Annotated in this window: 19 protein-coding genes; 8 read left to right on the top strand and 11 right to left on the bottom strand. The window is 30.9% G+C overall.

Features of this window, described 5'->3' with window-relative positions; translation table 11 throughout:
- Positions 1-5: 5 nt before the first annotated feature.
- The 4 genes from L988_RS09385 to L988_RS09365 form a co-directional block, all read right to left on the bottom strand.
- Positions 6-1352, bottom strand: a complete 1347-nt coding sequence (locus L988_RS09385; RefSeq protein WP_197053960.1) for a diguanylate cyclase domain-containing protein — start codon at positions 1350-1352, stop codon at positions 6-8.
- 159 nt (positions 1353-1511) lie between these two features.
- Complete coding sequence (gene mobB, locus L988_RS13470; RefSeq protein WP_081990330.1) at positions 1512-2597, bottom strand: molybdopterin-guanine dinucleotide biosynthesis protein B; 1086 nt, start codon at positions 2595-2597, stop codon at positions 1512-1514.
- Complete coding sequence (locus L988_RS09370) at positions 2590-3804, bottom strand: molybdopterin molybdotransferase MoeA (protein WP_047383698.1); 1215 nt, start codon at positions 3802-3804, stop codon at positions 2590-2592. Before L988_RS09370 ends, mobB begins: the two co-directional genes overlap by 8 nt.
- A 116-nt stretch (positions 3805-3920) precedes the next feature.
- Complete coding sequence (locus L988_RS09365) at positions 3921-5072, bottom strand: glycerate kinase (RefSeq protein WP_047383697.1); 1152 nt, start codon at positions 5070-5072, stop codon at positions 3921-3923.
- A gap of 140 nt (positions 5073-5212) precedes the next feature.
- Between L988_RS09365 and L988_RS09360 the strand changes: the two genes are divergently transcribed.
- From L988_RS09360 to L988_RS09345, 4 genes are all read left to right on the top strand, one after another.
- Positions 5213-5929, top strand: a complete 717-nt coding sequence (locus L988_RS09360) for a MurR/RpiR family transcriptional regulator (RefSeq protein ID WP_047383696.1) — start codon at positions 5213-5215, stop codon at positions 5927-5929.
- Positions 5930-6008: 79 nt separating this feature from the next.
- On the top strand, positions 6009-8570 hold the full coding sequence (locus tag L988_RS09355; protein WP_047383693.1) for a glycoside hydrolase family 38 C-terminal domain-containing protein: 2562 nt from the start codon (positions 6009-6011) through the stop codon (positions 8568-8570).
- A 16-nt stretch (positions 8571-8586) separates the two neighbouring features.
- On the top strand, positions 8587-10212 hold the full coding sequence (locus tag L988_RS09350) for a PTS transporter subunit EIIC (protein ID WP_047383691.1): 1626 nt from the start codon (positions 8587-8589) through the stop codon (positions 10210-10212).
- A gap of 96 nt (positions 10213-10308) precedes the next feature.
- Positions 10309-11025 carry a MurR/RpiR family transcriptional regulator gene (locus tag L988_RS09345; protein ID WP_047383690.1) on the top strand — a complete coding sequence of 239 codons (717 nt, stop codon included), beginning with the start codon at positions 10309-10311 and terminating at the stop codon, positions 11023-11025.
- 25 nt (positions 11026-11050) lie between these two features.
- On the opposite strand, the gene L988_RS09340 is transcribed toward L988_RS09345, so the two are convergent.
- The 3 genes from L988_RS09340 to L988_RS09330 all read right to left on the bottom strand — a co-directional run bounded on the left by L988_RS09340 (position 11051) and on the right by L988_RS09330 (position 15062).
- Positions 11051-12376 carry a 6-phospho-alpha-glucosidase gene (locus L988_RS09340; RefSeq protein ID WP_047383688.1) on the bottom strand — a complete coding sequence of 442 codons (1326 nt, stop codon included), beginning with the start codon at positions 12374-12376 and terminating at the stop codon, positions 11051-11053.
- An 11-nt stretch (positions 12377-12387) separates the two neighbouring features.
- Positions 12388-14004, bottom strand: a complete 1617-nt coding sequence (locus L988_RS09335; protein WP_047383686.1) for an alpha-glucoside-specific PTS transporter subunit IIBC — start codon at positions 14002-14004, stop codon at positions 12388-12390.
- Between the two features lie 206 nt (positions 14005-14210).
- Positions 14211-15062: a sensor domain-containing diguanylate cyclase gene (locus L988_RS09330; RefSeq protein ID WP_047383681.1), complete on the bottom strand. Its 852-nt coding sequence runs from the start codon at positions 15060-15062 to the stop codon at positions 14211-14213.
- A 181-nt stretch (positions 15063-15243) separates the two neighbouring features.
- On the opposite strand from L988_RS09330, the gene L988_RS09325 reads away from it, so the two are divergent.
- From L988_RS09325 to L988_RS09310, 4 genes are all read left to right on the top strand, one after another.
- Entirely contained in the window at positions 15244-16227 is a 984-nt protein-coding gene (locus L988_RS09325; RefSeq protein ID WP_047383680.1) for a LacI family DNA-binding transcriptional regulator, read from the top strand.
- A gap of 142 nt (positions 16228-16369) precedes the next feature.
- Positions 16370-18019 (top strand): alpha-glucosidase, encoded by a 1650-nt coding sequence (locus tag L988_RS09320; RefSeq protein WP_047383679.1) that lies wholly within the window; start codon positions 16370-16372, stop codon positions 18017-18019.
- Positions 18020-18037: 18 nt separating this feature from the next.
- Positions 18038-19672: a PTS transporter subunit IIBC gene (locus L988_RS09315; RefSeq protein ID WP_047383677.1), complete on the top strand. Its 1635-nt coding sequence runs from the start codon at positions 18038-18040 to the stop codon at positions 19670-19672.
- A 5-nt stretch (positions 19673-19677) separates the two neighbouring features.
- A complete protein-coding gene (locus L988_RS09310; RefSeq protein WP_047383676.1) occupies positions 19678-20472 on the top strand; it encodes an endonuclease/exonuclease/phosphatase family protein in 795 nt (264 codons plus the stop codon).
- Here L988_RS09310 and L988_RS09305 read toward each other — a convergent pair.
- The 4 genes from L988_RS09305 to L988_RS09290 form a co-directional block, all read right to left on the bottom strand.
- Positions 20469-21776: a bifunctional diguanylate cyclase/phosphodiesterase gene (locus L988_RS09305; protein ID WP_047383675.1), complete on the bottom strand. Its 1308-nt coding sequence runs from the start codon at positions 21774-21776 to the stop codon at positions 20469-20471. The two genes, L988_RS09310 and L988_RS09305, sit on opposite strands and share 4 nt — an antisense overlap.
- A 192-nt stretch (positions 21777-21968) precedes the next feature.
- Positions 21969-22910 carry a TDT family transporter gene (locus L988_RS09300; RefSeq protein WP_047383674.1) on the bottom strand — a complete coding sequence of 314 codons (942 nt, stop codon included), beginning with the start codon at positions 22908-22910 and terminating at the stop codon, positions 21969-21971.
- An 18-nt stretch (positions 22911-22928) separates the two neighbouring features.
- Complete coding sequence (locus tag L988_RS09295; protein ID WP_047383673.1) at positions 22929-24203, bottom strand: NAD(P)/FAD-dependent oxidoreductase; 1275 nt, start codon at positions 24201-24203, stop codon at positions 22929-22931.
- 2 nt (positions 24204-24205) lie between these two features.
- Entirely contained in the window at positions 24206-24610 is a 405-nt protein-coding gene (locus L988_RS09290) for a 4Fe-4S dicluster domain-containing protein (RefSeq protein WP_047383672.1), read from the bottom strand.
- Between the last annotated feature and the right edge of the window lie 2 nt (positions 24611-24612).

The raw sequence follows: 24612 nt of genomic DNA, 5'->3' as shown, positions 1-24612 counted from the left end.
TTAATTTAATTTAATTTAATAATAGGTTCATTTATACTGTTAGAGATATAAGCACAATTTTTTCCAGCCTCTTTAGCTTTATAAAGAGCAGTGTCCGCTTCGTTATATAGATCAATAAAAGTAGAATTATTATTAGTTGTGAAAGTTATTCCAATACTAGCAGAAATTTTTACATTCTTTTCATCTCTACCATAGCTCGTGTTCATAAGAGTCAATAAACTTTTGATTTTATTGATTATAATTTTATCATTTTCAATATTTTCAATAAAAATTATAAATTCATCTCCACCAATTCTAGATATAACAGAATTTTCATAAAAGATATCTTTTATTTTATCTGCAGATTCTTTAATTACATAGTCCCCAGTAGTATGACCAAGTTCATCATTTATAGATTTAAAATTATCTATATCTAAAATAATAAAAGCTGATTTATGATTTTCTAATTTTTCTTTTTTAAAATAATTTTTGATATATTCTTCTAAATACTTTCGATTGTAAGTTCCAGAAAGATAGTCTTGATTTAAAGAATCGAGTAAAGGTTGGATTTCAATTTTTTTATTAACGTCAAAACTTTTAAAAATCATTAAAAATAATATTACAAAAACAAAAATTACAATTAAAGTACTAGCTAGAGTTCCAAAAAAGTATTGAGAAATATTTAAATCTGTAATTATATACCAATTTGAAAGCTCTTTTTTGTTAAAAGCAATAAAATGCAAATCGCCATTTCTTTTTTTAAAGAAAACTCCTGAAGGATTATTGTTAATTAAATTATTTTTAAGTTGTAAATAATCACCTTTAAAATCACCAGCAATAACATTCATATCATCGTCTAAAATAGTAGTTGTATAACCTTTATTTGAAGGGCCATAACTATTTTTTAGACTTATTAAGTCAGATAGTCGAATAGAGATGAAAATTGCTCCATCAAAATTTTGTTCACTATCTAAAAAAGGATGAACAATAACTATATTTTTTTCACCAGTTGTTCGACTTATAATAACATCGCTTATAACGTTTGTTTTAAGTGTCTTTACTTTTTTGAAATACCCTCTATCCGAAAGGTCAGCTAAACCACCTTGAAGAGAACTAGATGTAAATCCATCTTTGTCCATAAGAGCAATCATAAGAAAATCGTATTTTTCTTGGAATGGTCTTAAAGAAAGAGCTCTTTCTTGGATAGGAATACTTTTATCTTTAATATACTTTAAGTTTGCTATAGATTCTAATAATAAGACTTTATCGTTAACTTTTCCACTAACATCAATAAAAGCACCTTTATTTATCAAAATAGTTATCTCTTCTGCTCTAGTGAAGATTTGTTTTGTAGATAAAAAAAGTGTAATCAAAAGAATGAGACTCATTAGAAAAATTATAAGTTTATTTTTTTTTATATTTTGTGACTTCATTTATAACTCCTATATTTTTTTATGGTATTATAAATACCATATCCTATGTTATATAGTTTTTGTAGGAAATAGTCAACAGTAATTTAAAAAAATAATTCTTTAAAAAACATATTTTTTTATTTCTTCAAAAATAGTATCAATGTCATTCAAATCTAAAATTTTTAAAATTTTGTTATTATCGATATTTTTTAAGTCACTCACAATAAATTTTAGATTTAATGGATTAGAAACACTTATATTTGAGATTTCTTGTCTTATTATTTCTAATTTTGGATATATACTACCTTTAAATCCCTCGAGAATAATTAGATCATAATCGTGGAAGAATTTAAGGTAGAAATCAAGGGGTTGTTCCTCTGTTTGCTCTAAGAACATAAATTTATTTTTTGAAAAAATAAGGGTTCCAATAGCTCCGGACTTAGAATGTTTATCAGTATCAGAGTTAAGATTATCCATTTGGAAATCATGTCCATCGTGTTTTATCGTTCCAACTTTATAACCATTCTCTTTAAATTTTTTTAAAAGTTTTGTGATCAGAGTTGTTTTTCCTGAATTTTTAACTCCAGATATTGCAAAAAATTTAGTTTTATTTTCTGAGGAGATATTTAAATTTTTATAATCTTCAGGAGTATTTATATTTTTTAAAATTTTTGAATCATCAAAAATTGTATATTTTAAATCGATATATTTAACATTTAAGTTTTTTACAAGATTTAAAACTTTATAATCTTTAGAGTCGATAGATTTTTTTATTTTCTCTAATGAAGATTTATTGTATATTCCCATCAATGGATGTATAAATCCATCTTTATCTTTGACAATGAAGGCGTCGTATTCATTAGAGACAAAATCAGTTATGTAAGTTATAAAATCTTTAGTTAAATTTGGAACATCGCAAGGGGTAACAAAGAGGTAGTTTCCTATGCACTTTGAAAGCCCGGAATATAACCCAGAGATAGGTCCAATCTCACTGTATTCATCATCTATTCTAATAAAAGAGTCATTAGATATATTTTGTGATAAATTTAATGAGATATATTTTCTATTAAAGTTAGAAAATAGAATCTCTAAGTTTTCTAGAAATGTTTTATTGCCAATTTTTAAAAGAGCTTTGTCATTGTAGTTCATACGGCTACTTTTCCCACCAGCAAGAACTAAAACATCAATATCTTCAAATTTAATCAATTAAAATCACCTTGACCTTATCGTTCTCTTTTAAAGAACTCGTTCCAGGAGATATTTCAACAATACAGTTTTTTCCAATAAGAGACGAGATTGTTCCAGAGGAGTGTTTTTTATCATTTAAAAAAACTTCACCATTATGGAAAAAACCTCTGATGAAACGTCTTTTAGATGAGGATTTGTTAAAGCCACCTTTAACTATCGCTTCGATTGTTTTAGTATTTTTAATAGTTCCTGAACTCATTTTATAAATAATAGCTCTTCCCAAGAGTTCAAAGTTAACAAGTGAAGCAAAGGGATTGCCAGAAAGAGATAAAATAAGTTTATCATCTTTTTCAGCTGCTAAAACAGGTGTTCCAGGTTGAATATCTATTTTCCAAAATAATCTATTTGCTTTTAATTCTTTGATAACGTCATGCATAATATCTTTTTTTCCAACAGAAACTCCACCTGTAGTAATAAGCAGATCGATATTTTTTAGTTCTTTCTCAATAAAATTCGAAACCAGGATTGGATTATCTGACATTGGAGGATACATAATACCATCAAGACCTAAAAACTTTAACTTACTCATCAAAGTGAAAAGATTACTATTGTATATTTTTCCAGGAGCTAAAGAAGCACCAGGCATAAGAAGTTCACTTCCTAAGCTAAGTATACCTATTTTAGGCTTTCTTAGAACTTTAACTTTATGGATACCTAAAGATGCAAAGACTCCGATGTGGTTGTATGTAATAATCTCTCCTTTTTGAACAACAAGCTCACCAACTTTTAGATCTTCGCCTTCGAAACAGAAATTTTCATGATTTTTTAACTCTCTATAAATTTTTAAAATACCTGTTTTTTCATCGAAATGAACCTCCTCTTGTTTTATGACACAATTACAACTGCTTGGAATGGGAGCTCCAGTCATAATTCTAAAAGCTTCATTTTTATTTATTTTATCATCACAGTAGCTTCCTGCAAAAATCTCAGATTTAACAAAAAAGGTAGCGGGATTATCTTTAGATGCTCCAATCGTGTCAAAACTATTAAATGTAAATCCATCTAAAGGTGAACGATTAAATGGTGGATTATTTAAAGGGGATAGGATATCTTCACCTAGTATAAATCCAAGGCTATCTAAAAGATTTTTTTCTTCTAGCTCTTCTATTATATTAACTTTATTAATTAGAGTTTCAAGAGCGAGCTCTAAACTTATTTTTTCCATAAAACACCTCGTATAATTTAATTTTTCTATAATTAATATATCATAGAAATGAAAAAAAGGTAGGCTAAAATTAGCTTACCTTAAATAAAAGAATAGAGAGAATCAATGAATTATATTTACTTAGAGAATTTTCTCTCACAAACTTTAATCAATCTGAAAACTTCTTCGGCATTGCTCTTAGCAAACTTAGTCGCTGTCTCTTTTTTCATAGCTTCTTCTAAAGAGATTGGATAGTTTATGATTGAGAAGAAAGAATCAATTCCTTTTTCATGAGTTTTAACTGCATCCTCAGTAACTCCACCAGCTAATCCAATAACAGGGATATCGAATTTTTTAGCTATTTTTGCAACTCCAACAGGAGCTTTTCCCATAGCTGTTTGATGATCTAATCTACCTTCACCAGTTATAACAAAGTCAGCGTCAGCAAGAGTTTTTTCCAATCCAACTGTTTCTAAAACGATATCTATTCCAGAAGTTAGCTGACCCTTGAAAAAGGCCATTAGACAACCACCAAGTCCACCAGCAGCTCCAGCTCCAGGAAGATTTGAAACATCTATTCCAATCTCCTTTTCTATAACTTTAGCAAAGCTCATAAGACCATTATCTAGAATTTTTACCATCTCTTCTGTTGCACCTTTTTGACGAGAGTAGATTTCGGCAGCTCCTTTAGGTCCGTAGAATGGATTGTCTACGTCACAAGCGATTGTAAACTTGCAATCTGCTAATTCAGGCAATACATTTGTGAAATCGATAGATGCAATTTTATCTAAAATCTCTCCTCCACCGATAAGCTCTTTTTTGTTTTTATCTAAAAACTTATATCCAAGAGCTGCAAGCATTCCAACCCCAGCATCGTTTGTTGCACTTCCACCAAGACCAACTATAAAATCTCTACATCCTTTTAAAATTGCATCTCTTATAAGCTCTCCAGTCCCAAAAGTTGTGGCTTTCATAGGGTTTCTATCTTCTGGTTTTAAAAGAGGTAAACCAGAAGCTTCAGCCATTTCAATTACAGCACTGTTATCTCCAAGAATACCATATTTAGCTTTTATCTCATCCATAAGTGGTCCATGAACTGTAAGTTCTACAAAGTTACCATTAGCTCCCTCAACTAAAGCTGGTAAAGTTCCTTCTCCTCCATCTGCTATTCCAACTTTTTTTACTTCAGCATCTGGATAAACCTCCTTAATTCCAAGCTCTATAGCAGCTCCTAATTCTACAGAACTAAGGCTTCCTTTAAACGAATCTATCGCTATTACTACTTTCATTTTTTCCTCCTAAAAAAATTTTAATAATTGCGATTAGTTTAATACAATTATTTCAGATTATCAACATTTTTTTTAAAATATTAGTCATAAATTCAGTTTCATGTTAATATCTAGTAAAAAAATAGAGAGGGAGATCTTAGATGGAATATAGGATTATAAATGTTTTGCAAACAAGAGAGTTAAAAGCAAAATTTACAAAAAGCGAGGAGAGTATTTTAGATTTTATAGAGAAAAATTTTGAAAAAATTCCTGAGTACTCTGTTCTTAGACTTTGTGAAGAGGCTTATGCTTCACAGGCTACAGTGAATAGAGTTTGTAAAAAACTTGGTTTTAAAGGTTTCAGTGAGTTGAAGTATTCTATAGAGCAAGATTTACAAAAAATGAAAAATTCAAAAAATAGTAGCATTAATAATACATTTTTTTATATCGAAAATATAAACTTTCAAGATTTAAAACCGATTGTAGAGATTTTGAAAAAAAATAGAAAAATTTTGATTTACGGCTTGGGAGCTTCTGAGATAACAGCTCTTTATTTTCAAAGACAGCTACTTTACTTAGGATTTCAGGCAATTGTTGTAACAGAGGAGAAGATGATAGAGAAGTTTGATGATTTTATACTTTTTATAATTTCAAGCTCTGGAGAAACCCTGAGAGTAAAACATGTCGCTAAAAGCTTCAAAGATAGAGGGAAAGTCGTGATATCTATCACAAAGTTTGGGAGTTCACTACATGAGCTTTCAGATTGTGCTTTTACTCATAATATATCGATAGATAAATTAGATGCCATATCGAGAGAGCAACAGCTACATATGATAATAATGATAAATGAGTTGATAAACAAATTTCAAATTGGATAATTATCCACAAAAAAGGATTAAGACTTTTTGTTCAGTTAGTTTATAATAGTGTTAAAAAAAGAACAAAGAGGCGATTAGAATGAGTAGAGATATAAAAATATTAATGCACACACATTGGGATAGAGAGTGGTATTTTACAAAAGCTGAAACACAAGTACTTTTAAGAAACCATATGTTTGAAGTTATAGAGTTTTTAGAAAAGCACGAGGATATAATCTATGTTTTAGATGGTCAAAGTGTTATGTTAGACGATTTTATCGAATTTGCACCAAAGTGGAAAGAAAGAACAGAAAATTTAGTTAAAAAGGGAGCTCTAAGAGTTGGACCTTGGTATACACAAACAGATTTACTATTAGTACACGGAGAATCAATCATTAGAAACCTATTCTACGGAGTAAAGAAAGCTATGGAGTATGGAGATGTAATGAACGTAGGATATGTTCCTGATACGTTTGGTCATTCGGCTCAAATGCCACAGATTTATTCACAATTTGGAATAGAGAGTACTTTCTTCTGGAGAGGATACAGTGAGTTAAAGGGAGAAAAGTCAGATTTCTTATGGAAAGGAATCGATGGAAGCGTAATTTTTGGAATAAACTTAGCAACAGGATACCAAGGAGCTAAATACTTAGAGAGCGACAAGGATGAACTGAAAGTAAGAATGGATAAAATCATGAAAGTTCTGGATAAATATTCAGCTGGAAATGCTAGATTAGTTATGAACGGACATGACCAAATGCCAATTCAAAAAGATATCCACTCTATTATGGAAAACATGAGAGATTTCTATAAAGAGGATAAGGTAGCTGTATCTGACTTTGAAAGCTACATTGATACTTTAAGAGATATAAACCTAGAGACTGTTGAGGGAGAGTTAAACCACAGTAAGCATGCTAGAATTCATAAAACAATAACTTCAACAAGAATGGATATAAAACTTTTAAATACAGAGTTAGAGTATAAAATATACAATGTTTTAGAGCCACTTGCTCTTTTAGGAAAAGAGTTAGGAATCGATTACCCTCATGAGATATTCGAAAAGTGTTTAAAAGAGTTATTTGGAGCTCATGCACATGACAGTATCGGAGGATGTAACTCAGATTTAGTAAATAGAGATATAAAGCAAAGATTAACTCAAGTAAAAGAGATTTTAGATACTCAAATCGAACTTTATATGAGACTTATATCTTTAGCTTCAACAAATGATGAGAATGTAGTTACTCTTTACAACTACTTACCTTACGCTAGAAAAAATGAGAAAGTTGAGATGGAGTTCATAACAAGAACAAGCGACTTTAAAATTTTAAATGGTGAAAAAGAGATTGAGTACGCTGTATTAGAGCAAGAGATTGTAGATGCAGGACTTATTGATAGACAAGTTGCAGCTAGACTTTTAGATATAAAAGTATTCAAAACAAAAGTAAGTTTTGTAATAGATGAGATAGAAGGATTATCTGTAAAATACTTATCTTATAAAGATGGAGAAAATTATAGCCTAGTTTCTGAAAAAATTGTTGGAGACTCTATAGAAAATGATATCTATAAAATCTATGTAGAAAATAACAAGCTGAATGTACTACTAAAATCTGAAAACAGAGTTATAGAAGATGCATTCTATATAGAGACAAGTGGAGATGCAGGAGATAGTTATGACTACTCGCCACCTCATAAAGATTTAATAATAGACTCTAAAGAGGTTGTAATAGATGGATGCACAGTATTAACGTCGAAGGACGAATCAATTTTAAATTACAACCTAACATATAGATTACCAAAGAATCAAAACTCTAGAGATGAAAAATCTTTAGATGCTACAGCAAAATTCAATGTAACAATCTCTTTAGGGCTTAAAGATGTTGTAAAAGTTGGAATTGAACATGTAAACTACTTAGAAGATACTAGATTCAGAGCGGTTTTAAATACAGAGATAGATACAGATACAGTGGAATCAGATTCACATCTATGTGTAGTAGAAAAACCAGTTTACTTTGAGAAAGAGTTAAGCATTTGGGAAGAGGATAAGTGGGCAGAAAAGCCAGTTTCAATTGAAACGTTCAACTCATATGTTTCTTTAAAATCAGAAACTTCAGAGGCGACTATGTATTCTTACGGATTAAAAGAGTATGAAGTAGTAGATAAAAAAGTTTACATAACTTTATTTAGAACATTCTCTCACCTTGGAAAAAGAGAACTTATAAATAGACCAGGAAGACCATCTGGAATCGAGATTGAAACTCCAGATAACCAACTTTACAAAGAGAAGTTTAACTTTAGTTTAGGATTTACATTCTTCAAAACTGAGCAAAACAACAGTGAGAAAGCTCGTGAATTCTTAACACCAGTAGAAGGGTATCAATTAAAAGAGTTCAACAGATTCAACATAAACGTACCAAACGTTAGAAAGAATATAGATACTAATTTAAATATAGATCTAAATGGAGCGGTAGTAAGCAGTTTAAAAGAGAGTGCTGATGGAAATAATACTTTCTTAAGAGTGTTTAACCCAACTGCAGAAGAGATTAAAATAGAATTAAATGGAGATGTTTTCTTAAGTAACATGTTTGAAGAGAAATTAGAAGCTATAAAGAGTTACTCTTTAAAGAGCCAAGAGATTTTAAACATCGTTATCGATAGAAAATAGTCAAAGGGGTATTAAAATGCAAAAGTTAAAAAAAGAGCTTCAAAGTTTTGGAAAGACTCTGCTGTTTCCAATATCAATCCTATCATTCATGGCGATATTTTTAGGGTTATCAGCAGCTTTACAAAATCCAAATATAGTTAAGTTTTTACCTTTTTTACAAGGGGATACAGCACAATTAGTTTTAGGTTTTATTAGAAAATTATCAGGAGTGCCATTTGCTCAATTGCCACTACTTTTCGCAATGGCTATTCCTTTAGGGGTTGTTAAAAGAGATAAAGAGGTAGCAGTATACTCATCAGTTATAGGTTATATAGCTATGCTTGTTGGAATGAACTATCTTCTAGCTATGCAGGGTTATACACCGAAAACAACGGATATAAACTACCTAATCAATCTTATGGGGATGAGTCAAATTGAGGCGACTCTTCATAACGCACTATTCACAAATGTTTTAGGAATATTTGTATATAATATGAATGTTATTGGTGGAATGATAGCTGGTCTTTTAGGAGCAGCTATCCACAACAAATTTAGACAGGTGGAGTTACATCCAGCTCTAAGTTTCTACAGTGGAAAAAGATTTGTACCGATAGCTACAGTTTTAATGATGCCACTTGTTGGAATGGCTTTAGTTTATATCTGGCCAATAATAAATGATGCAATCATGAGCTTAGGAACTATTATATCAAAGTTAGGAACATTTGGAGTATTCTTATATGGATTTGTAGAAAAAGCTATAAATCCAACTGGACTTCATCACATTTTAAACCAAGCGTTTAGATTTACAGCTCTTGGTGGAATAGAGAATGTGGCAGGAACTACTCAAGTTGGAGGTCTGAACATCTACTTTGCGGAGTTAGAAAATCACCTTCCATTCTCTCCAAAGGCTACGGTTTACTTAGCTCAAGGAAAGATTTTACACATGGTATTTGGAATGCCAGGAGCACTATTTGCTATGTATAAGTGTGCTTTACCTGAAAAGAGAGAGAAGTTCTTAAAGTATTTCATACCTGGATTAACAGCAGTTATACTTACAGGAATAACAGAACCAATTGATTTTACATTTATATTTATATCACCAGCACTTTGGTTTATGAACTCTGTTTTAGCAGGACTTGCATTTATGGTGCCAGCAATGCTAGAAGTTACAATTGGAAATATCCAAGGTGGATTAATTGACTGGATAGTGTTTGGAGCACTGCAAGGAACAGTTACAAAATGGCATCTATTCTTAGCAATCGGACCAATATTCTTTATCATGTATTACTTTGTTTATAGTTTTACAATAAAAAAGTTCAATGTTATGATAATAGGAAGAAATGCATCTGACTTTGAAGATACTCAAGATGAAGAAAGCTGTAAAGCTGGAGATACAAAAGTTGAGAATACCTCTGCAAATAGTGAGGTTAAAGATCTAATAGATGGTCTTGGAGGATTACAAAATATAGTTGAAGTTGATAACTGTATTTCAAGACTTAGAATAGAGGTAAAGGATAGTTCAATAGTTAATGTAGATTTAATTAAAAAGACTAAGCCTAATGGAGTAATAGTTCCAGATTCTAGTAATGTTCATATAGTTTTCGGGGGAAGAGTTACAAAAATGAGAAATCTTTTAGATGACTATATTTTTGGGGCGAAATAACAATATAAAAAATAGCTGAGTTCATTTATTGAATTCAGTTATTTTTATATGTTATAATTGTTTTTGGAGTAGTAAATAAAAAAGGAATGGGGAAATATGGAGATAGATATCTATAAGTTAGGTGAAAGATATAATCTGACAGAATCAGAGGAGTTAGCACTTAGCTATATTGTAAACAACATTGAAAAAGCTTTAGAAGTTGGAGTTAGAGGTGTTGCAAAAGAGTGTTTTGCTTCTACTTCTGTGGTTATGAATCTTTCTAAAAAGTTGGGGTATAAAGGGTTTATCGATATGGTTTATAGATTAGAGCTGAGTCTTAAATCTAATTCAGCAGAGAAAGATTTAAAGAGCAGTTATTGTCAGGACTTCACTTTACAAAAAGGTATGAAGTTTAGGAATCTTTTAAAAGGAAGAAAACGAGGGGCTATATTTGTTCATGGAGTTGGATTTTCAGCTCATATAGCAAGATATATAAATGATAAACTTATGGTTTTAGGGTATTTTTCAATGATGTCTGAATATATGGAGAATGTTGAGAGAGATTATGATGAGAAACCACTGCTAATTGTTGTTTCGAAATCAGGAGAAACAGCAGCTATATTAAATCTTTGTAATAAGGCAAAGGCGAATGGTGTTCCAATTATTGTGATAACAGGGATAGTCGGAAGTAGTATGGAAAAAATTTCTGAAGTAACATTTGTAGTAAAAAATAGTAATCTATTAGATGATAGGAATTTAGAGAAGAATGATTTTTTTGGAAATAGTATTCTTTTCTTTGAAGAGTTAATAGATGGATATTTAAAAGGGAACTAGTAAAATAGTTCCCTTTAGTTTTTTATTATTTTAATTCTGGCCAGTATCCTTTGTTTGCAGCTATTAAATCATCTAAAATTGCTTTAGCTACAGTTGCACTTGGAACAGTTTTTGACATAGTCAGAGCTTGCCATAACTTTTGGTAAGAACCCTCTATCCAAGCTTCAACAGTCAGTTTTTCAACAGAAACTTGTTGCTCCATAAGTCCTTTTTGGAATTGAGGAATAGCTCCTATAACTAAAGGCTCAGGACCACCATTTCCAACTATACATGGGATTTCAACCATTGCAGTTGAATCAAAATTAACGATAGCGCCGTTATTTTCCACAATCAATAACATCTTCTCTTTTGTATTGAAAGCAATGGCTCTAGCTAAGTCAACTATATATGAAGCATGCTCATCTATATGTAGACCAGTATCTTTTGAAGTTTTATTTTTAACTATTCTATCACACTCTCCAAACACAAATTTCTCTCTTCCATCCATAACCTCATTTGCTCTTGTATACTCTTTATCAGAGTGTTGAACAACATAATCAGGGAATAAATAATATTTTAAGTAAGTATTTGGTAAAGTTGTAGGATCTACAGCGTATACATCTTTTGCTTTAGCAAACGTATCGTTCCAGCTAGCATCTGTGTGTTGGTTATCCCCCTTATCCTCCACGTATCCAAACTTTGCAACATGTTCTTTAATTTTTGGCATTAAATCGTTTCCAGCTTTATCTTTTATAGATTTCCACCAACCGAAGTGATTTAAACCATAATACATTATATCCATATCTTTTCTAGAATTTAATCCAAGAATTTCAGCCATTCTAACTTCAATTCCAATTGGCATATCACAGATATTAAGTACTTTTGAGTTTGGTTTTAATCTTCTTGTAGCTTCAGCAACTATAGCAGCTGGATTTGAATAGTTTAACATCCAAGCGTTTGGAGAGTATTTCTCCATGTGGTCAATCAGTTCGATAACTCCTCCGATAGATCTCATACCATAAGCAACTCCACCAGGACCACAAGTTTCTTGACCAACAACTCCATGCTTTAAAGGTATTTTTTCATCTAATTCTCTCATTGGATATTTTCCAACTCTGATATGAGCCATAACGAAATCTATATCAGTGAAAGCCTCTTCTGGTTTTGTACTATAACTAAACTCTATCTCTGGAGCTTTTTCTTTTAAAAGTATTGCACAAGCATCTCCAATTTTAGCTTGTCTTTCAGCGTCATTATCATACATTTTAATCTGTCTGATTGGGAACTTGTCTAAATTGTCTAGTAGCATTAAAATTATTCCTGGAGTAAATGTACTTCCTCCACCTGCGATTAAAATTGAAAACTTTTTCATAATAAATCCTCCTATACGTTAACTAAATTTTTTGTATTTTCTAACTCTTTATTCATTAAATCTTCAAAACAATCTCTAACTTGTGGAACAGATAACCCCACGATAATTTGGAATGATTTTCCTTTTCTAACAACACCATGAGCACCAGCGGCTCTGAAAGTTGCATCATTTTCCACTAAACTTTCATTTAAAACAGTTACTCTAAGTCTAGTTGCACAGTTATTTACAACCTCTATATTACTAGCTCCTCCTAAAGCTTCAAGGAAAGAGTAAGCTTGATCAAAATAAGCATTTTCAACTACAATATTTCCATTTTTAGAATCTTTTTTATTTTTAAAGTCTTGTTTTGTATAAAGTTTAACTTCTTCCTCTTCATCCTCTCTTCCAGGAGTTTTTAACTTAAATTTTTCTATAAAGAAAGAGAAAACAAAGTAGTAAACAGGAATGAAAGCAATTCCAATTGCTAATTGTGTAAACATTATAGAACTATGATTTTTGAAAAGTGGAATCCAGTTTATAGCGGCAATTTCAATAAGTCCTGATCCCATATTTCCAACAACTCCAAATGCATACATAACTGCGGCCATAGTAGCTGCTAAAACAGAATGTATTGCAAACAGGAAAGGTGCAATAAATAGAAATGTAAATTCTAATGGTTCAGTTATTCCAACTAAAACAGCTGTAAGTGCAGCTGGTATTAGAAGTCCAGCAACGACTTTTTTCTTTTCTGGCCGAGCTGTTTTATACATAGCTAAGGCTATACCAATAGCTCCAAACATTTTGCTGTTTCCATGTAGTGCAAATCCACCAGCAGGGAAAAGTTCTTTTAACGGCAGAGTTGAGTTTGCAAAAGTCGATAAATTTTGTGCCCAAGCTACTTGAATACCACCATCAATAACAGCTGGTCCGAATATAAATGGACCATAAACAAAGTGATGTAGTCCAGTAGGAATAAGAATTCTTTCAAGTAGAGTGTATAACCAAACTCCAAAAGTTCCAGATGATGTCATCAGTAGCTGTAAAGATGAGATTCCCATCTGAACTTTTGGCCACACCAAACATGTTACGTATGATGCTGGAATCATAGCTAAGAAGGCAATCATTCCAACAAGGGCACTTCCTTGGAATATACCCAAAAAGTCAGGTAGTTTTGTATCGAAAAATTTATTGTGTATATAGATTGTTAGACCGGAGATAGCAATAGCCCCAACAATACTTGTATCTAGAGTTTTAATACCTGCAATTGTAGTAAGTCCACTTAAGCCACCGATATTTTGTGTGAAATCTACTCCGAAACTACTCCCCCAAAATGTTAAGATGGCATTAATAAAGTAGTTGTAAGTAAGATAAGTTACTAAAACTGATAAGCAAGCTCTCGGATGAGCTTTTTTAGCTAAACCAATAGGTAAACCAACAGCGAAAATTAATGGAAGCTGTCTAAATACTGTCCAACCACCCTCTTCGATTATGTAAACAAGTTTGTAGAAAGTACCATTTGGATCTGCAAGAGAACCAACGAAATCTGGATTTTTTAAAATAATAGTTAAAGCAACTGTTAAACCTGCAAACGGGAAAAGTAGCACAGGTGCAAAAAGTGCCCCACCTAATCTTTGAAAGAATTTTAACATTTTGTACCTCCTAATTTTTTTCTAGGATCCTTTGTTAATCTGAGTATACAATAAAAAAAGTTCATAATCAATACTTGAAGGTTTAAAAACACACATTACAAAGAACGTAACATGTTACGTTCAAATTTCTATGTATAAATTTAGATAAATATAAAAAAAGAGGCTCAATAAAAAGCCTCTAAGTATATTTCATTTATTTTTGGAATTCAAATACTTTTTAGTATATAATTGCCCTTTTTTTTATTTTTGACTTCATAAAGTGCAATATCTGAAAATTTATATAAGTTATCGAAGTTATAAATTTTATTTTTGTCATAAATGACACCTATAGATGATTCGATAATAATGTTATTTGAATCAAATTTTAAGTTATTTAAAATGTTTTCAGCATAATGATGAAGTAGCTTTTCAGAAGAAGGATTATCTAAGTAAACAATAAATTCATCTCCTCCAAGTCGACCAACAATAGAATCTTTTCCAAAAATTAATTTTAGTTTTTCACCAGTTATTTTTATAATTTCATCTCCAACTTGGTGTCCCATAGTATCATTGAGTTGTTTGAAATTGTCTAAATCAATCAGAAATATAGCTTGAGATTCAGTTTTTTTATTTGAAATCTTTTTTTCAATTCTTTTTTCTAAAGCACCTCTATTTAAAAGTTTAGATAAAGAATCAAGTTCTGAAGATTTAGAGATATTTTTTAAGATGTTTTCACGATATGTAATATCCATAATAACAACATAAAAAAGATCATCTTCTGGATTATATGTTGCTATATCGTGAATCCACAAGATATCTCCATTTTTATTTTTTATTCTATATTCATAATCCAAAACATTTTTATCTTTTACTGCATTACCGATTTTTTTTAAGATCTCTTCTAGATCATCTATGACTAACTCAGAAAATTTATTTTCAAAAAGTTGAAACATCTCCTCTTTAGTATATCCAATTAATTTGTAAAAAGCAGAGTTTGCCTGAAGTATTGTAGAATAAGGGTCATTTTTACAGATTAAAGCACTACAACTTATTTTTTCAAAGAAATTTATATTAGACATAATTTTACATAACCCTCCCTTATATTTATAATTAATGATTTGTAATTATATTAGTGCATTATATTATACTTATATTATAAAAAAAAATCTACTAAAAAATAAAATTGAAATAAAAAATGTTTTGTAAATACAAAAAAGTTCGCTATAATGTAAAAAAATAAAGTTATAGGGAGCTAGAAAAATGAAAATAACAATAAAAGAGATTGCTATAGATGCAGGAGTTTCTATTTCAACAGTTTCAAGAGTGATATCTGATAGCTCTAAAATAAGTGAAAGTACAAAAGAGAAAGTTAGAGAATCAATAAAAAAATTAAATTATAAACCGAATATAATGGCAAGAGGTTTAGTGAAGAAAAAAAGTGGAGTTCTTGGAGTTATTATGCCTGAAGAAGCTATAAAACTATTTTCGAGTCCATTTTTTATAGAGATTATGCAAGGGATAAGTTTAAAAGCTAAAGAAAGAGATTACTATATTATGTATGACTTTTGTAAAAATGAAAAAGAGGAGTATGAGAGTACTAAAAAACTCGTTGAAAGTGGATTTGTAGATGGGATTTGCTTGATGTCGACTAGAAAAGAGGATAAAAGTATAGAATTTTTGAAAGAGTTAAAATTTCCTTTTGTTATAATAGGTGAACCAGAAAATAAAGATGGGGTTTTATGGGTTGATAATGACAATTTGAAAGCTACTTATGAAGCTGTAAAAAAGATTTTATTTCCTTCAATAAAGAGATTGGAAAAATCAAAGATATTTTTTGTTGGAGGAGATAAAAAATTAACAATGACAAACAATCGTATAGATGGATTTCAATCTGCTTCAAATGAGTTAGGGTTGGAAAGTGAAATCTTTTTAGGAAATGATTTTTCAAGAGAAGAGGGGTATCGTTTAGCTAAAGAAATATTTAAATTGGAAAATCCTAAGAATTTTATAATCTCTGAAGATAATCTATTGAAAGGATTTTTAGAATATTTAGAAGAGAAGAAAAATTATGATGTAAATATTGTAAGTTTCAATAAGACGAATTTAAAAGAGAGTTGGCGTGAAAAAGTTTATTTAGTAGATATAAAACCTGAAAAGTTAGGAATAGAGGCTGTCGATATTTTGATTGATTATATCGAAGATAAATCTGAAAATAGTAGCAGAGTGGTGAATATAGAGTTGTAATAATATTAAAATAAAGTTGTAAAAAAGCATGTAGTAACTTTTTTGCAACTTTTTTGTTTTGTATATAGACAAATTTTTAAAAAAATGCTAGAATGGTTTCATAAAAAAAGGCAAACGTTTGCACAAAATTGGAGGAGATAAAATGTGGTGGAAAGAACTTGTGGGTTATCAAATCTATCCAAGAAGTTTTAAAGATTCTAATGGAGATGGAATTGGGGACTTAAATGGTATAATTGAAAAGTTAGATTACTTAAAAGAGTTAGGTATTGATTTGATTTGGGTATCTCCGTTTTTTAAGAGTCCAAATGATGATAATGGATATGACATCAGTGATTATAAAGATATTTTAGAAGAGTTTGGAAATATGTCAGATTTTGATAGATTGTTAGCTGAAACTCATAGACGTGATATGAAACTTATAATTGATCTTGTTATAAATCATACAAGTGATGAGCACCCATGGTTTATAGAGGCCAGAGAATCAAAAGACAATCCAAAACGTGATTGGTATATTTGGAAAGAGGGAAAAGATGATGCTGAACCAAATAACTGGGAGAGTATATTTAAAGGATCAGCTTGGGAGCACTGCTCAAAAACAGATGAGTACTATCTTCATCTTTTCTCTAAAAAACAACCAGATCTGAATTGGGAAAATGAGGATATGAGAAAAGAAGTCTATAAAATGATGAATTGGTGGTTGGATAAAGGAATTGATGGATTTAGAGTAGATGCAATAAGTCATATAAAAAAAGCTGAAGGGTTTCCGGATATGCCAAATCCTCTGGGAAAGAGATATGTTGATTCTTTTGATATGCATATGAATGTGGATGGAATCCAAAAATACCTAAAAGAGCTAAAGGAGTCAACTTTTGATAAGTATGATATAGTTACAGTGGGAGAAGCGAATGGGGTAGATGCTGAAAGTTCCGATGAGTGGGTTTGTAGTAAAAGAGGAAAGTTCAATATGATATTCCAGTTTGAGCATCTAAAGTTATGGGATTATGAGGGGAAAGCAGAATTTTCTCCAAAAGCATATAAAGATGTTTTAAATAAGTGGCAGATAGCTTTAAAAGATAAGGGGTGGAATGCTCTTTTCATAGAGAATCATGATATACCAAGAAGTACATCGACATGGGGTAACGATAAGGAGTATTGGTCAGAATCAGCGAAAGCTTTTGCAACAGCATATTTTTTACAAAAGGGAACTCCTTTTATATACCAAGGACAAGAGATAGGTATGACTAATACAAATTTTGATTCACTTTCAGAGTTTAAAGATGTAAAAAGTTTAAATGAAGGAAAAGAAAAACTAGAGGCTGGAGTACCGGAAAAAGATGTTTTGGAGATTTTATCAAATACATCTAGAGATAACTCTAGAACTCCTATGCAATGGGATGATTCAGAGAATGCTGGATTCACTTTAGGACAACCTTGGTTAAAAGTAAACGAGAATTATAGAGTTATAAATGTAAAAAATCAACTGAATGATAAAAATTCTATTTACAACTATTATAAAAATTTGATAAAGTTAAAAAAAGAAAGCAGAACTTTAATACATGGAGATTTTAAACTGATTTTAGAAAGTGATGAGGATGTGTTTGCATATTTAAGAGAATCAGAAGATAAAAAATATTTGGTTTTAGCTAATCTGAGTAAAAATGAGAAGACTTTAGATCTTTCAGAGTTTGAATTAAAAGATGAAAACATAGTGATATCTAATTATCAAAATATGACTAGAGAATCTAAAGAGTTTCAGATTAGAGCTTATGAAAGTGTAGTTTATAAAATTTAATAATAGGGGAGTGTTAAAATGAAAAAGAACGGTTTAGTATCATTTGATTTTTGGCAAAAATTAGGAAAGGCTTTAATTGTGGTTATAGCAGTTATGCCTGCAGCAGGACTTATGGTTTCTATTGGAAAACTTTTGGGTAGTAGTGGACTAGATATGTTAGGAAGAATCATAGAGGATATGGGTTGGGGAGTCATAGTAAACTTGAATATTCTTTTTGCTGCGGCGATCGGGGGATCGTGGGCAAAAGAGAAAGCTGGCGGAGCATTTGCAGGAGTTATGGCATTTATACTTACGAATAGAATCACAGGAGCCATATTTGGTATAAATGGAGCGATTTTAAGCAATCCAGATGCTATTGTAAAATCACTTACAGGGCAAGAGTTGCTAGTTAAAAACTATTTCACGAGCGTTATGGGTGCACCAGCTTTAAATATGGGAGTTTTCGTAGGAATACTATCAGGATTCTTAGGAGCGGTACTATTTAATAAATATCAAAACTTTGATAAGTTACCAAAATCTTTAGCATTTTTCAATGGAAAAAGATTTGTCCCATTTGTAGTTATATTTGGTTCGTTTGTAATGGCAACAATTTTATCGCTTGTTTGGCCATTCGTTCAGTGGGGACTAAACAGTTTTGGAGAATGGATAGCAACTTCTAGAAATACAGCACCAGTTCTTGCACCATTTGTCTACGGAGCTTTGGAAAGATTACTGCTGCCATTTGGATTACATCATATGTTAACAATTCCTATGAACTATACAGAACTTGGAGGAACATATACAGTTTTAACAGGAGCAGCAGCGGGAAGTGTAATGGCTGGGCAAGATCCAATCTGGTTAGCTTGGATAACTGATTTAAATAATCTGAAATCTGCAGGAGATATTGCAGGTTATAAAAATCTTTTAGAAACAGTTGTACCTGCAAGATTTAAAGCTGGACAAGTGATTCTTTCAACAGCTTCGCTGTTAGGAATTGGACTTGCGATGTTAAATAATGTAGATAGTGATAAAAAAGCTCAGTATAAAACAATATTTTTATCATCTATGTTAGCTGTATTTTTAACAGGAGTAACTGAACCGATAGAATTTATGTTTATGTTCGTAGCTCCAGTATTGTATGTTGCATATGCAGTTTTAACAGGAGTAGCTTTTGCTCTTGTGGATATAATATCTTTAAGAGTTCACTCGTTTGGATCTCTTGAGTTACTATCTCGTTTACCGCTGATGATAAAAGCAGGATTATATAGAGATTTGATAAACTTTGTTATAGCTTGTGGAGGATTTTTCTTCTTGAACTACTCTTTATTCAACTTTATTATTAAAAGATATGATTTACCAACACCGGGAAGAAAAGGAAACTATATTGATGATGAAGAAGCGGTTACAGAGAAGAAAGAGGTTTCAGAATCAGCAGATATGATTCCTGTTAAAATTATAGAACTTTTAGGTGGAAGTGAAAATATAGTTGAAGTAGATGCGTGTATGACTAGACTTAGAGTTACAGTCAAAAATTCAGAAGTTGTTGGAGATAAAAACCTTTGGAAAAAAACAGGTTCGATAGGTCTTATAGTGAAAGACTGTGGAGTTCAAGCTATATATGGACCAAAAGCAGATATATTAAAATGTAAAATAATAGATATACTAGGGAGATAAATAAAATGAAACTACTTACTTTGAACTGTCACTCATGGCAGGAGGAAAATCAAATAGAAAAAATGAAATACCTCGCCGAAGTTATTGTTCAAGAGGGGTATGATATAATAGCGTTACAAGAGGTGAATCAACTTATAGCGGATAAAATTGTCTATAGTGATGTGAGAGAAAGTAATTTTGCATATATACTTTGTGAAGAGTTGAAAAGAATAGGAGTAATTTATAACTTTGTTTGGGATTATCACCATATAGGTTATGATGTTTTTCATGAAGGGACTGGCATTCTATTTAAAGGAGAGATTGAAGAGCATATAAGTGATTTTATTGGAACTTCAAAAGATACTAATTTTTGGAAAAGTAGAAAATTTACTATGATATCACAAAGTATAGGGGAAGAGATTGTAGATTTCTATAGCTGTCATCTTGGTTGGTGGAATGATTCTGATAACTCTTTTGAAAAGCAAGTTGATGATTTATTAAAATTTGCGAATGAAAGAGGAAATAGATATTTTCTTATGGGGGATTTTAATAATGATGCCAATGTTAGAGGAGAGGGATATGATTATCTTTTGGAAAGAGGGCTTAGGGATACATACTCCTATGCTTTAAAAAATGATGATGGAGTTACAGTTCCTGGAGCTATAGCTGGATGGGAAGGAAAATGTAATGCCTCAAAAAGAATAGATTTTATTTTAAGTAATAGAGATGAATTAAAAATAAAATCTAGTGAAGTTATTTTTAATGGAAAAAATAGAGATGTAATCTCTGATCATTTTGGAGTAGCTGTAGAGACTTTCTAATTTAGAAAGTCTCTTTGAGGCTTTCCTAAAAGGAAGCCTTGACCATATTCGACAGAGTTTTGAATAAGAAATTCTAAATCCTCTTGTTTTTCTATACCCTCTGCAACAATTTTTAAACCTAAACTTTTCATAATTTTAACTAAACCTTTGTATATAACTTTTCCTTTTTGTTCATCTTCGTTCATAGCTAAAATTAGTGATCTATCAAACTTTACTATATCTACTGGAAGTGTCGCTAGAAGTCCAACCGTAGAATATCCAGCTGTGAAATCATCCATAGATATAAGTATATCTCTTTCTTTCAATTTTTCCAATCTTTCAATTGTAGTTTTTGAATTAGTTAAAATCATAGTTTTTGTTATTTCAATCTCTATATTTTTTCCATCAACTTTATAAAAATTTAGAAGATCAAAAATATATGGAATCATATCCTCTCTCATAAAAGTTTCAGATGACATATTAAATGACAGTCTAAAATCATTTTTAATAGATTTTTTATCTAAAAGAGATGCAACTTTTTTTATAGCTTCTTCAGCGATTTTATAATCAATTTTATAAACAATTCCCATTTTTTCAGCTAAAGGAATAAACTCTGCAGGACTTATAAACTTAAGTTCATGATTTTCCCAACGAGCTAGAGCTTCAGCACCGCTTAAAGTATTGTCACTAAGATTGTATTTAGGTTGAAAAACAGCATAAAACTCGTTGTTTATTGAAGTTTCAAGAAGAGATTTGATTTTTTCATTTCTTCTTGCTCTTTCAATAAAGTTGCTTGTTGCCTCTTTATACCAAAGTTCACTGTTTTTTTTGATTGCTGCGATAGCCATATCAGAGCACTTTAAAGATTCATGTAGTGAGATACAACTAGATTTTTTATGATAACCTAAAGTAAATGAAACATTATATTTTTTCATTAAAAAAGAGTTAGAAAATAACTCTCTTAGTTTTTCTATTTTATCTGAAGGATTTTTGATATTATATGAAAATATGTAGAACTCGTCTCCAGAAATTCTAAAAATCTCATCTTTTATAAAGATTTGTTTTAAGAATATACTTGTTTGAGATAAAACTAGATCTCCCTCTTCATGACCGTATAGATCATTTACTTTTTTAAAATTATTAAGATTTAATAAAAATGTAACCCCTGTACTAGAGTTTTTCGATTTACAAAACTCGTTATAAGTTTTTCTGCTATATAGCTTTGTTAAATCATCTTTTGTTAATTGCTTTTTTACTTGTAAATACTTTAAAAATACTCCTATTTGAAATACGATGAAAATTAAAAGCATAAAATTAATGCCCACTATTCCTCCCCTTGACATAAAAATTAAATGAAATGCCTCATAAATATATCATTAAAATTAGGAAAAAGCAATATAATTTTTTCAGAAAAAATACACTTTATTTTGCTTTAAGTGGACTAGTGGTTTTTTGTAGTTTTATATGTTCGATAAATAGAAAAATACAATATTTTGCGTATGAAAAAAAACCACTTCTTATTTAGAAGTGGCTTTAACTTTTTTCAAGAAATTATAAAATACGAATGAAATTATTCCGGTAGTGATATAAAGTTGAATTCCAGCTATATTTCTAAGTATATTTGAATATTCTACAAGATTTATACTCGCTAAGTAAGCACTCATTCTGAATGTTGCAACTGTTCCAACAGCCATTGGGAAGGTAGTTCCTGCAAATCCTGGATGGAAGTTAAAACTGAAGAACTTTGGAATACTTAATAGAATAGAGATCAGAGTAATGAAAACTATTCCATAAAGGAAAATAGCAACTTTAAGATTTGGTTCTTTCATAACATTTAAATAGCTAATAGCACAAAGACTTGACGGTGCCAATAGAATAGCTTTTGTGTGATAAACCATATCTGGTAACGGTTTTGTAATAAGTCTTCTAATCATAAATGGTATTATTGAGAAGAAAGCTATCAAACCATAGATTGTAACCCATTTTAAAATAGTAGGTTCATTCATAGCTCCACCAACAACAACAGAAACCATTATTCCATTATAAGTAACAAACCAGCTAGGTACAAAAGTTTCAATTTTGAAGTTTTTAATTACATTTCTATATGTGAATATACAGATAGCAAATGCGTGGAAGAAAACTCCAAATAACCATAGATTTTTTCCTAAGAAAGGGCTATATGGAAGTAAAAATGCCCCTATGATCATCGCTAGCATAGAGTATGTTCCATATAAACTAGCAGGAATTGTATTGCTATACTCTGCTAAAAAAGCCTCTTTGTGTCTAAATATTTTAATTGTTGCTAAGATAAATACTACTATTCCAATAATCATAAAAATACTTCTAAGAAGAGTAAAGTTTAGTAGTAGATAAGCGTTTGCAAGAGTACATGCACCAACTGTTGTGGCGATAGCTCCTACAGGAAAACGTTCAAGCCTATCAAGTGTTGTTTTAATCATTTTCATCTCCTTTTGTTTTTAGTCTTTATATTCAAATTGTAGTTCTGAATCTATATTGAAGAAGTCTGAATAATCAATATTGAATACTGATTTTTTTATTTTTGATATATCTATATAAAGTCTTATAAGTTGTGCTAGTACACCTGTGTAAGCTAAGTCACCTTGAATTATAGCTCCATATATATGTCCATCTTTATGAGCAATTTTTTTATAAACACCATTTCTTTCTCTGATGCTTTCAACAGTCAATCCTTCAATTTTATCAAATGCACTGTGACACCCTAAAGATAGAGTAGGAATATCAAAGAAGTTCATAGTTGATTTTGCGTAGAAGAAATCATCCATATCTCTTTCAACTCCAGCCATATTTGATGTTGCAGCAATCCCCTCTTTTACAGCCACAGGCCAGATAGTTCCTCTACCACTTACATCCCCAGCTCCATATACATCTTTTACATTTGTTTCACCTTTTGGATTGAAAAGTAATCCCAATCTATCAGTGGCAATAGATGTATTTTCTAAAAATTGAATATTAGGACGAACACCAGCACAAACTATAACTAAATCTGCTGGGATGTGCTCGATATCAGTTCTGTCCTCTCTAGTAGTTTCAAAATATAATCCATTTATCAGTGAGTCATTTTCAGGATTTACATCAAGACCTGTTACTTTTGAAGTGAAGTGTAGATCCACTCCATGTTCAATCATTTTTTCTTCATAAGCTAAAGAAGCTTCTTTATCCAGTTGAAGTGGAAGCAATCTATCTGCCATCTCAATTAGCGAAATTTTAGCATCTACATTTTCATTATGTAGCAATCCAACAACAGCATCCATACCGATAAGCCCTGCTCCAACAACAACTATGTTTTTGCTAGTTTTAGAAAGTTCTAAAATTGTATTACAGTCATCTAAAGATTTTAAACCAACAATATTCGTTTTTCCATGAATATTTTCAAGAGGAGGGAAGAATGGTCTAGAACCAGTTGCAATCAAAACTTTGTCATAAGTTACAACTTCACCGTTATCTAATTGTATAGACTTATTTTTTTCATCTAAAGAGATAACCTCTCTACCTTTCATCCAATTTATATTGTTTTTTTGGAAGAAATCTTTATCGACAAAGTTTATTCCTTCAACATCTCTCATATTTCCAATATAGTGATGAAGAATACATCTAGAGTAAACTTCTGTATCTTTTGAGATTAAAATAATCTCTGCATTTTTATCTAAAGCTCTTAGGTTTTCAGCTCCATTTATTCCAGCAGCCGAAGCACCAATTATAACATATCTCATTTTTAAACCTCCTCAAGAGTGATAGCAGCCATTGGACATTTAGCCACACATTGTGGCCCGTCAGGATTATGTGTACACATATTACATTTCATAATCTCTTTTTTAGTAGCTTTATCCTCTTTTAAAGTTCCATATGGGCAGGCCATAATACACATATAGCAGCTAGCACACTTCTTTTTATCATAAGTAACATAACCAGTTTCACTGTCTTTTCTCATAGCTCCACTCATACAAGTGTAAACACACTCTGGCAAATCACAATTTCTACAGAATATTGGTGAGAATTTAAAATCACTGCTCAGCACGACTCTATTTCTAGAGTCGGCAGAGTCGTGTGAAACTAAGCAAGCACTAACACAAGTTAGGCATCCAATACATTTACTTCTATCTATTTTTATTCTTTTCAAAG

The organism is Cetobacterium sp. ZWU0022, from assembly GCF_000800875.1.
Classification (GTDB): Bacteria; Fusobacteriota; Fusobacteriia; order Fusobacteriales; family Fusobacteriaceae; genus Cetobacterium_A.
This window is presented reverse-complemented; position numbering and strand designations above follow the sequence as displayed.

Bases quoted from the DNA above. Each gene is read 5' to 3' on its own strand.
- L988_RS09320 (WP_047383679.1), top strand. From the start codon at position 16,370: ATGTGGTGGAAAGAACTTGTGGGTTATCAAATCTATCCAAGAAGTTTT.
- L988_RS09370 (WP_047383698.1), bottom strand. From the start codon at position 3,804: ATGGAAAAAATAAGTTTAGAGCTCGCTCTTGAAACTCTAATTAATAAA.
- L988_RS09355 (WP_047383693.1), top strand. From the start codon at position 6,009: ATGAGTAGAGATATAAAAATATTAATGCACACACATTGGGATAGAGAG.
- L988_RS09300 (WP_047383674.1), bottom strand. From the start codon at position 22,910: ATGATTAAAACAACACTTGATAGGCTTGAACGTTTTCCTGTAGGAGCT.
- L988_RS09315 (WP_047383677.1), top strand. From the start codon at position 18,038: ATGAAAAAGAACGGTTTAGTATCATTTGATTTTTGGCAAAAATTAGGA.
- L988_RS09365 (WP_047383697.1), bottom strand. From the start codon at position 5,072: ATGAAAGTAGTAATAGCGATAGATTCGTTTAAAGGAAGCCTTAGTTCT.
- L988_RS09295 (WP_047383673.1), bottom strand. From the start codon at position 24,203: ATGAGATATGTTATAATTGGTGCTTCGGCTGCTGGAATAAATGGAGCT.
- L988_RS09330 (WP_047383681.1), bottom strand. From the start codon at position 15,062: ATGTCTAATATAAATTTCTTTGAAAAAATAAGTTGTAGTGCTTTAATC.
- L988_RS09310 (WP_047383676.1), top strand. From the start codon at position 19,678: ATGAAACTACTTACTTTGAACTGTCACTCATGGCAGGAGGAAAATCAA.
- L988_RS09350 (WP_047383691.1), top strand. From the start codon at position 8,587: ATGCAAAAGTTAAAAAAAGAGCTTCAAAGTTTTGGAAAGACTCTGCTG.
- L988_RS09335 (WP_047383686.1), bottom strand. From the start codon at position 14,004: ATGTTAAAATTCTTTCAAAGATTAGGTGGGGCACTTTTTGCACCTGTG.
- L988_RS09325 (WP_047383680.1), top strand. From the start codon at position 15,244: ATGAAAATAACAATAAAAGAGATTGCTATAGATGCAGGAGTTTCTATT.
- L988_RS09345 (WP_047383690.1), top strand. From the start codon at position 10,309: ATGGAGATAGATATCTATAAGTTAGGTGAAAGATATAATCTGACAGAA.
- L988_RS09360 (WP_047383696.1), top strand. From the start codon at position 5,213: ATGGAATATAGGATTATAAATGTTTTGCAAACAAGAGAGTTAAAAGCA.
- L988_RS09340 (WP_047383688.1), bottom strand. From the start codon at position 12,376: ATGAAAAAGTTTTCAATTTTAATCGCAGGTGGAGGAAGTACATTTACT.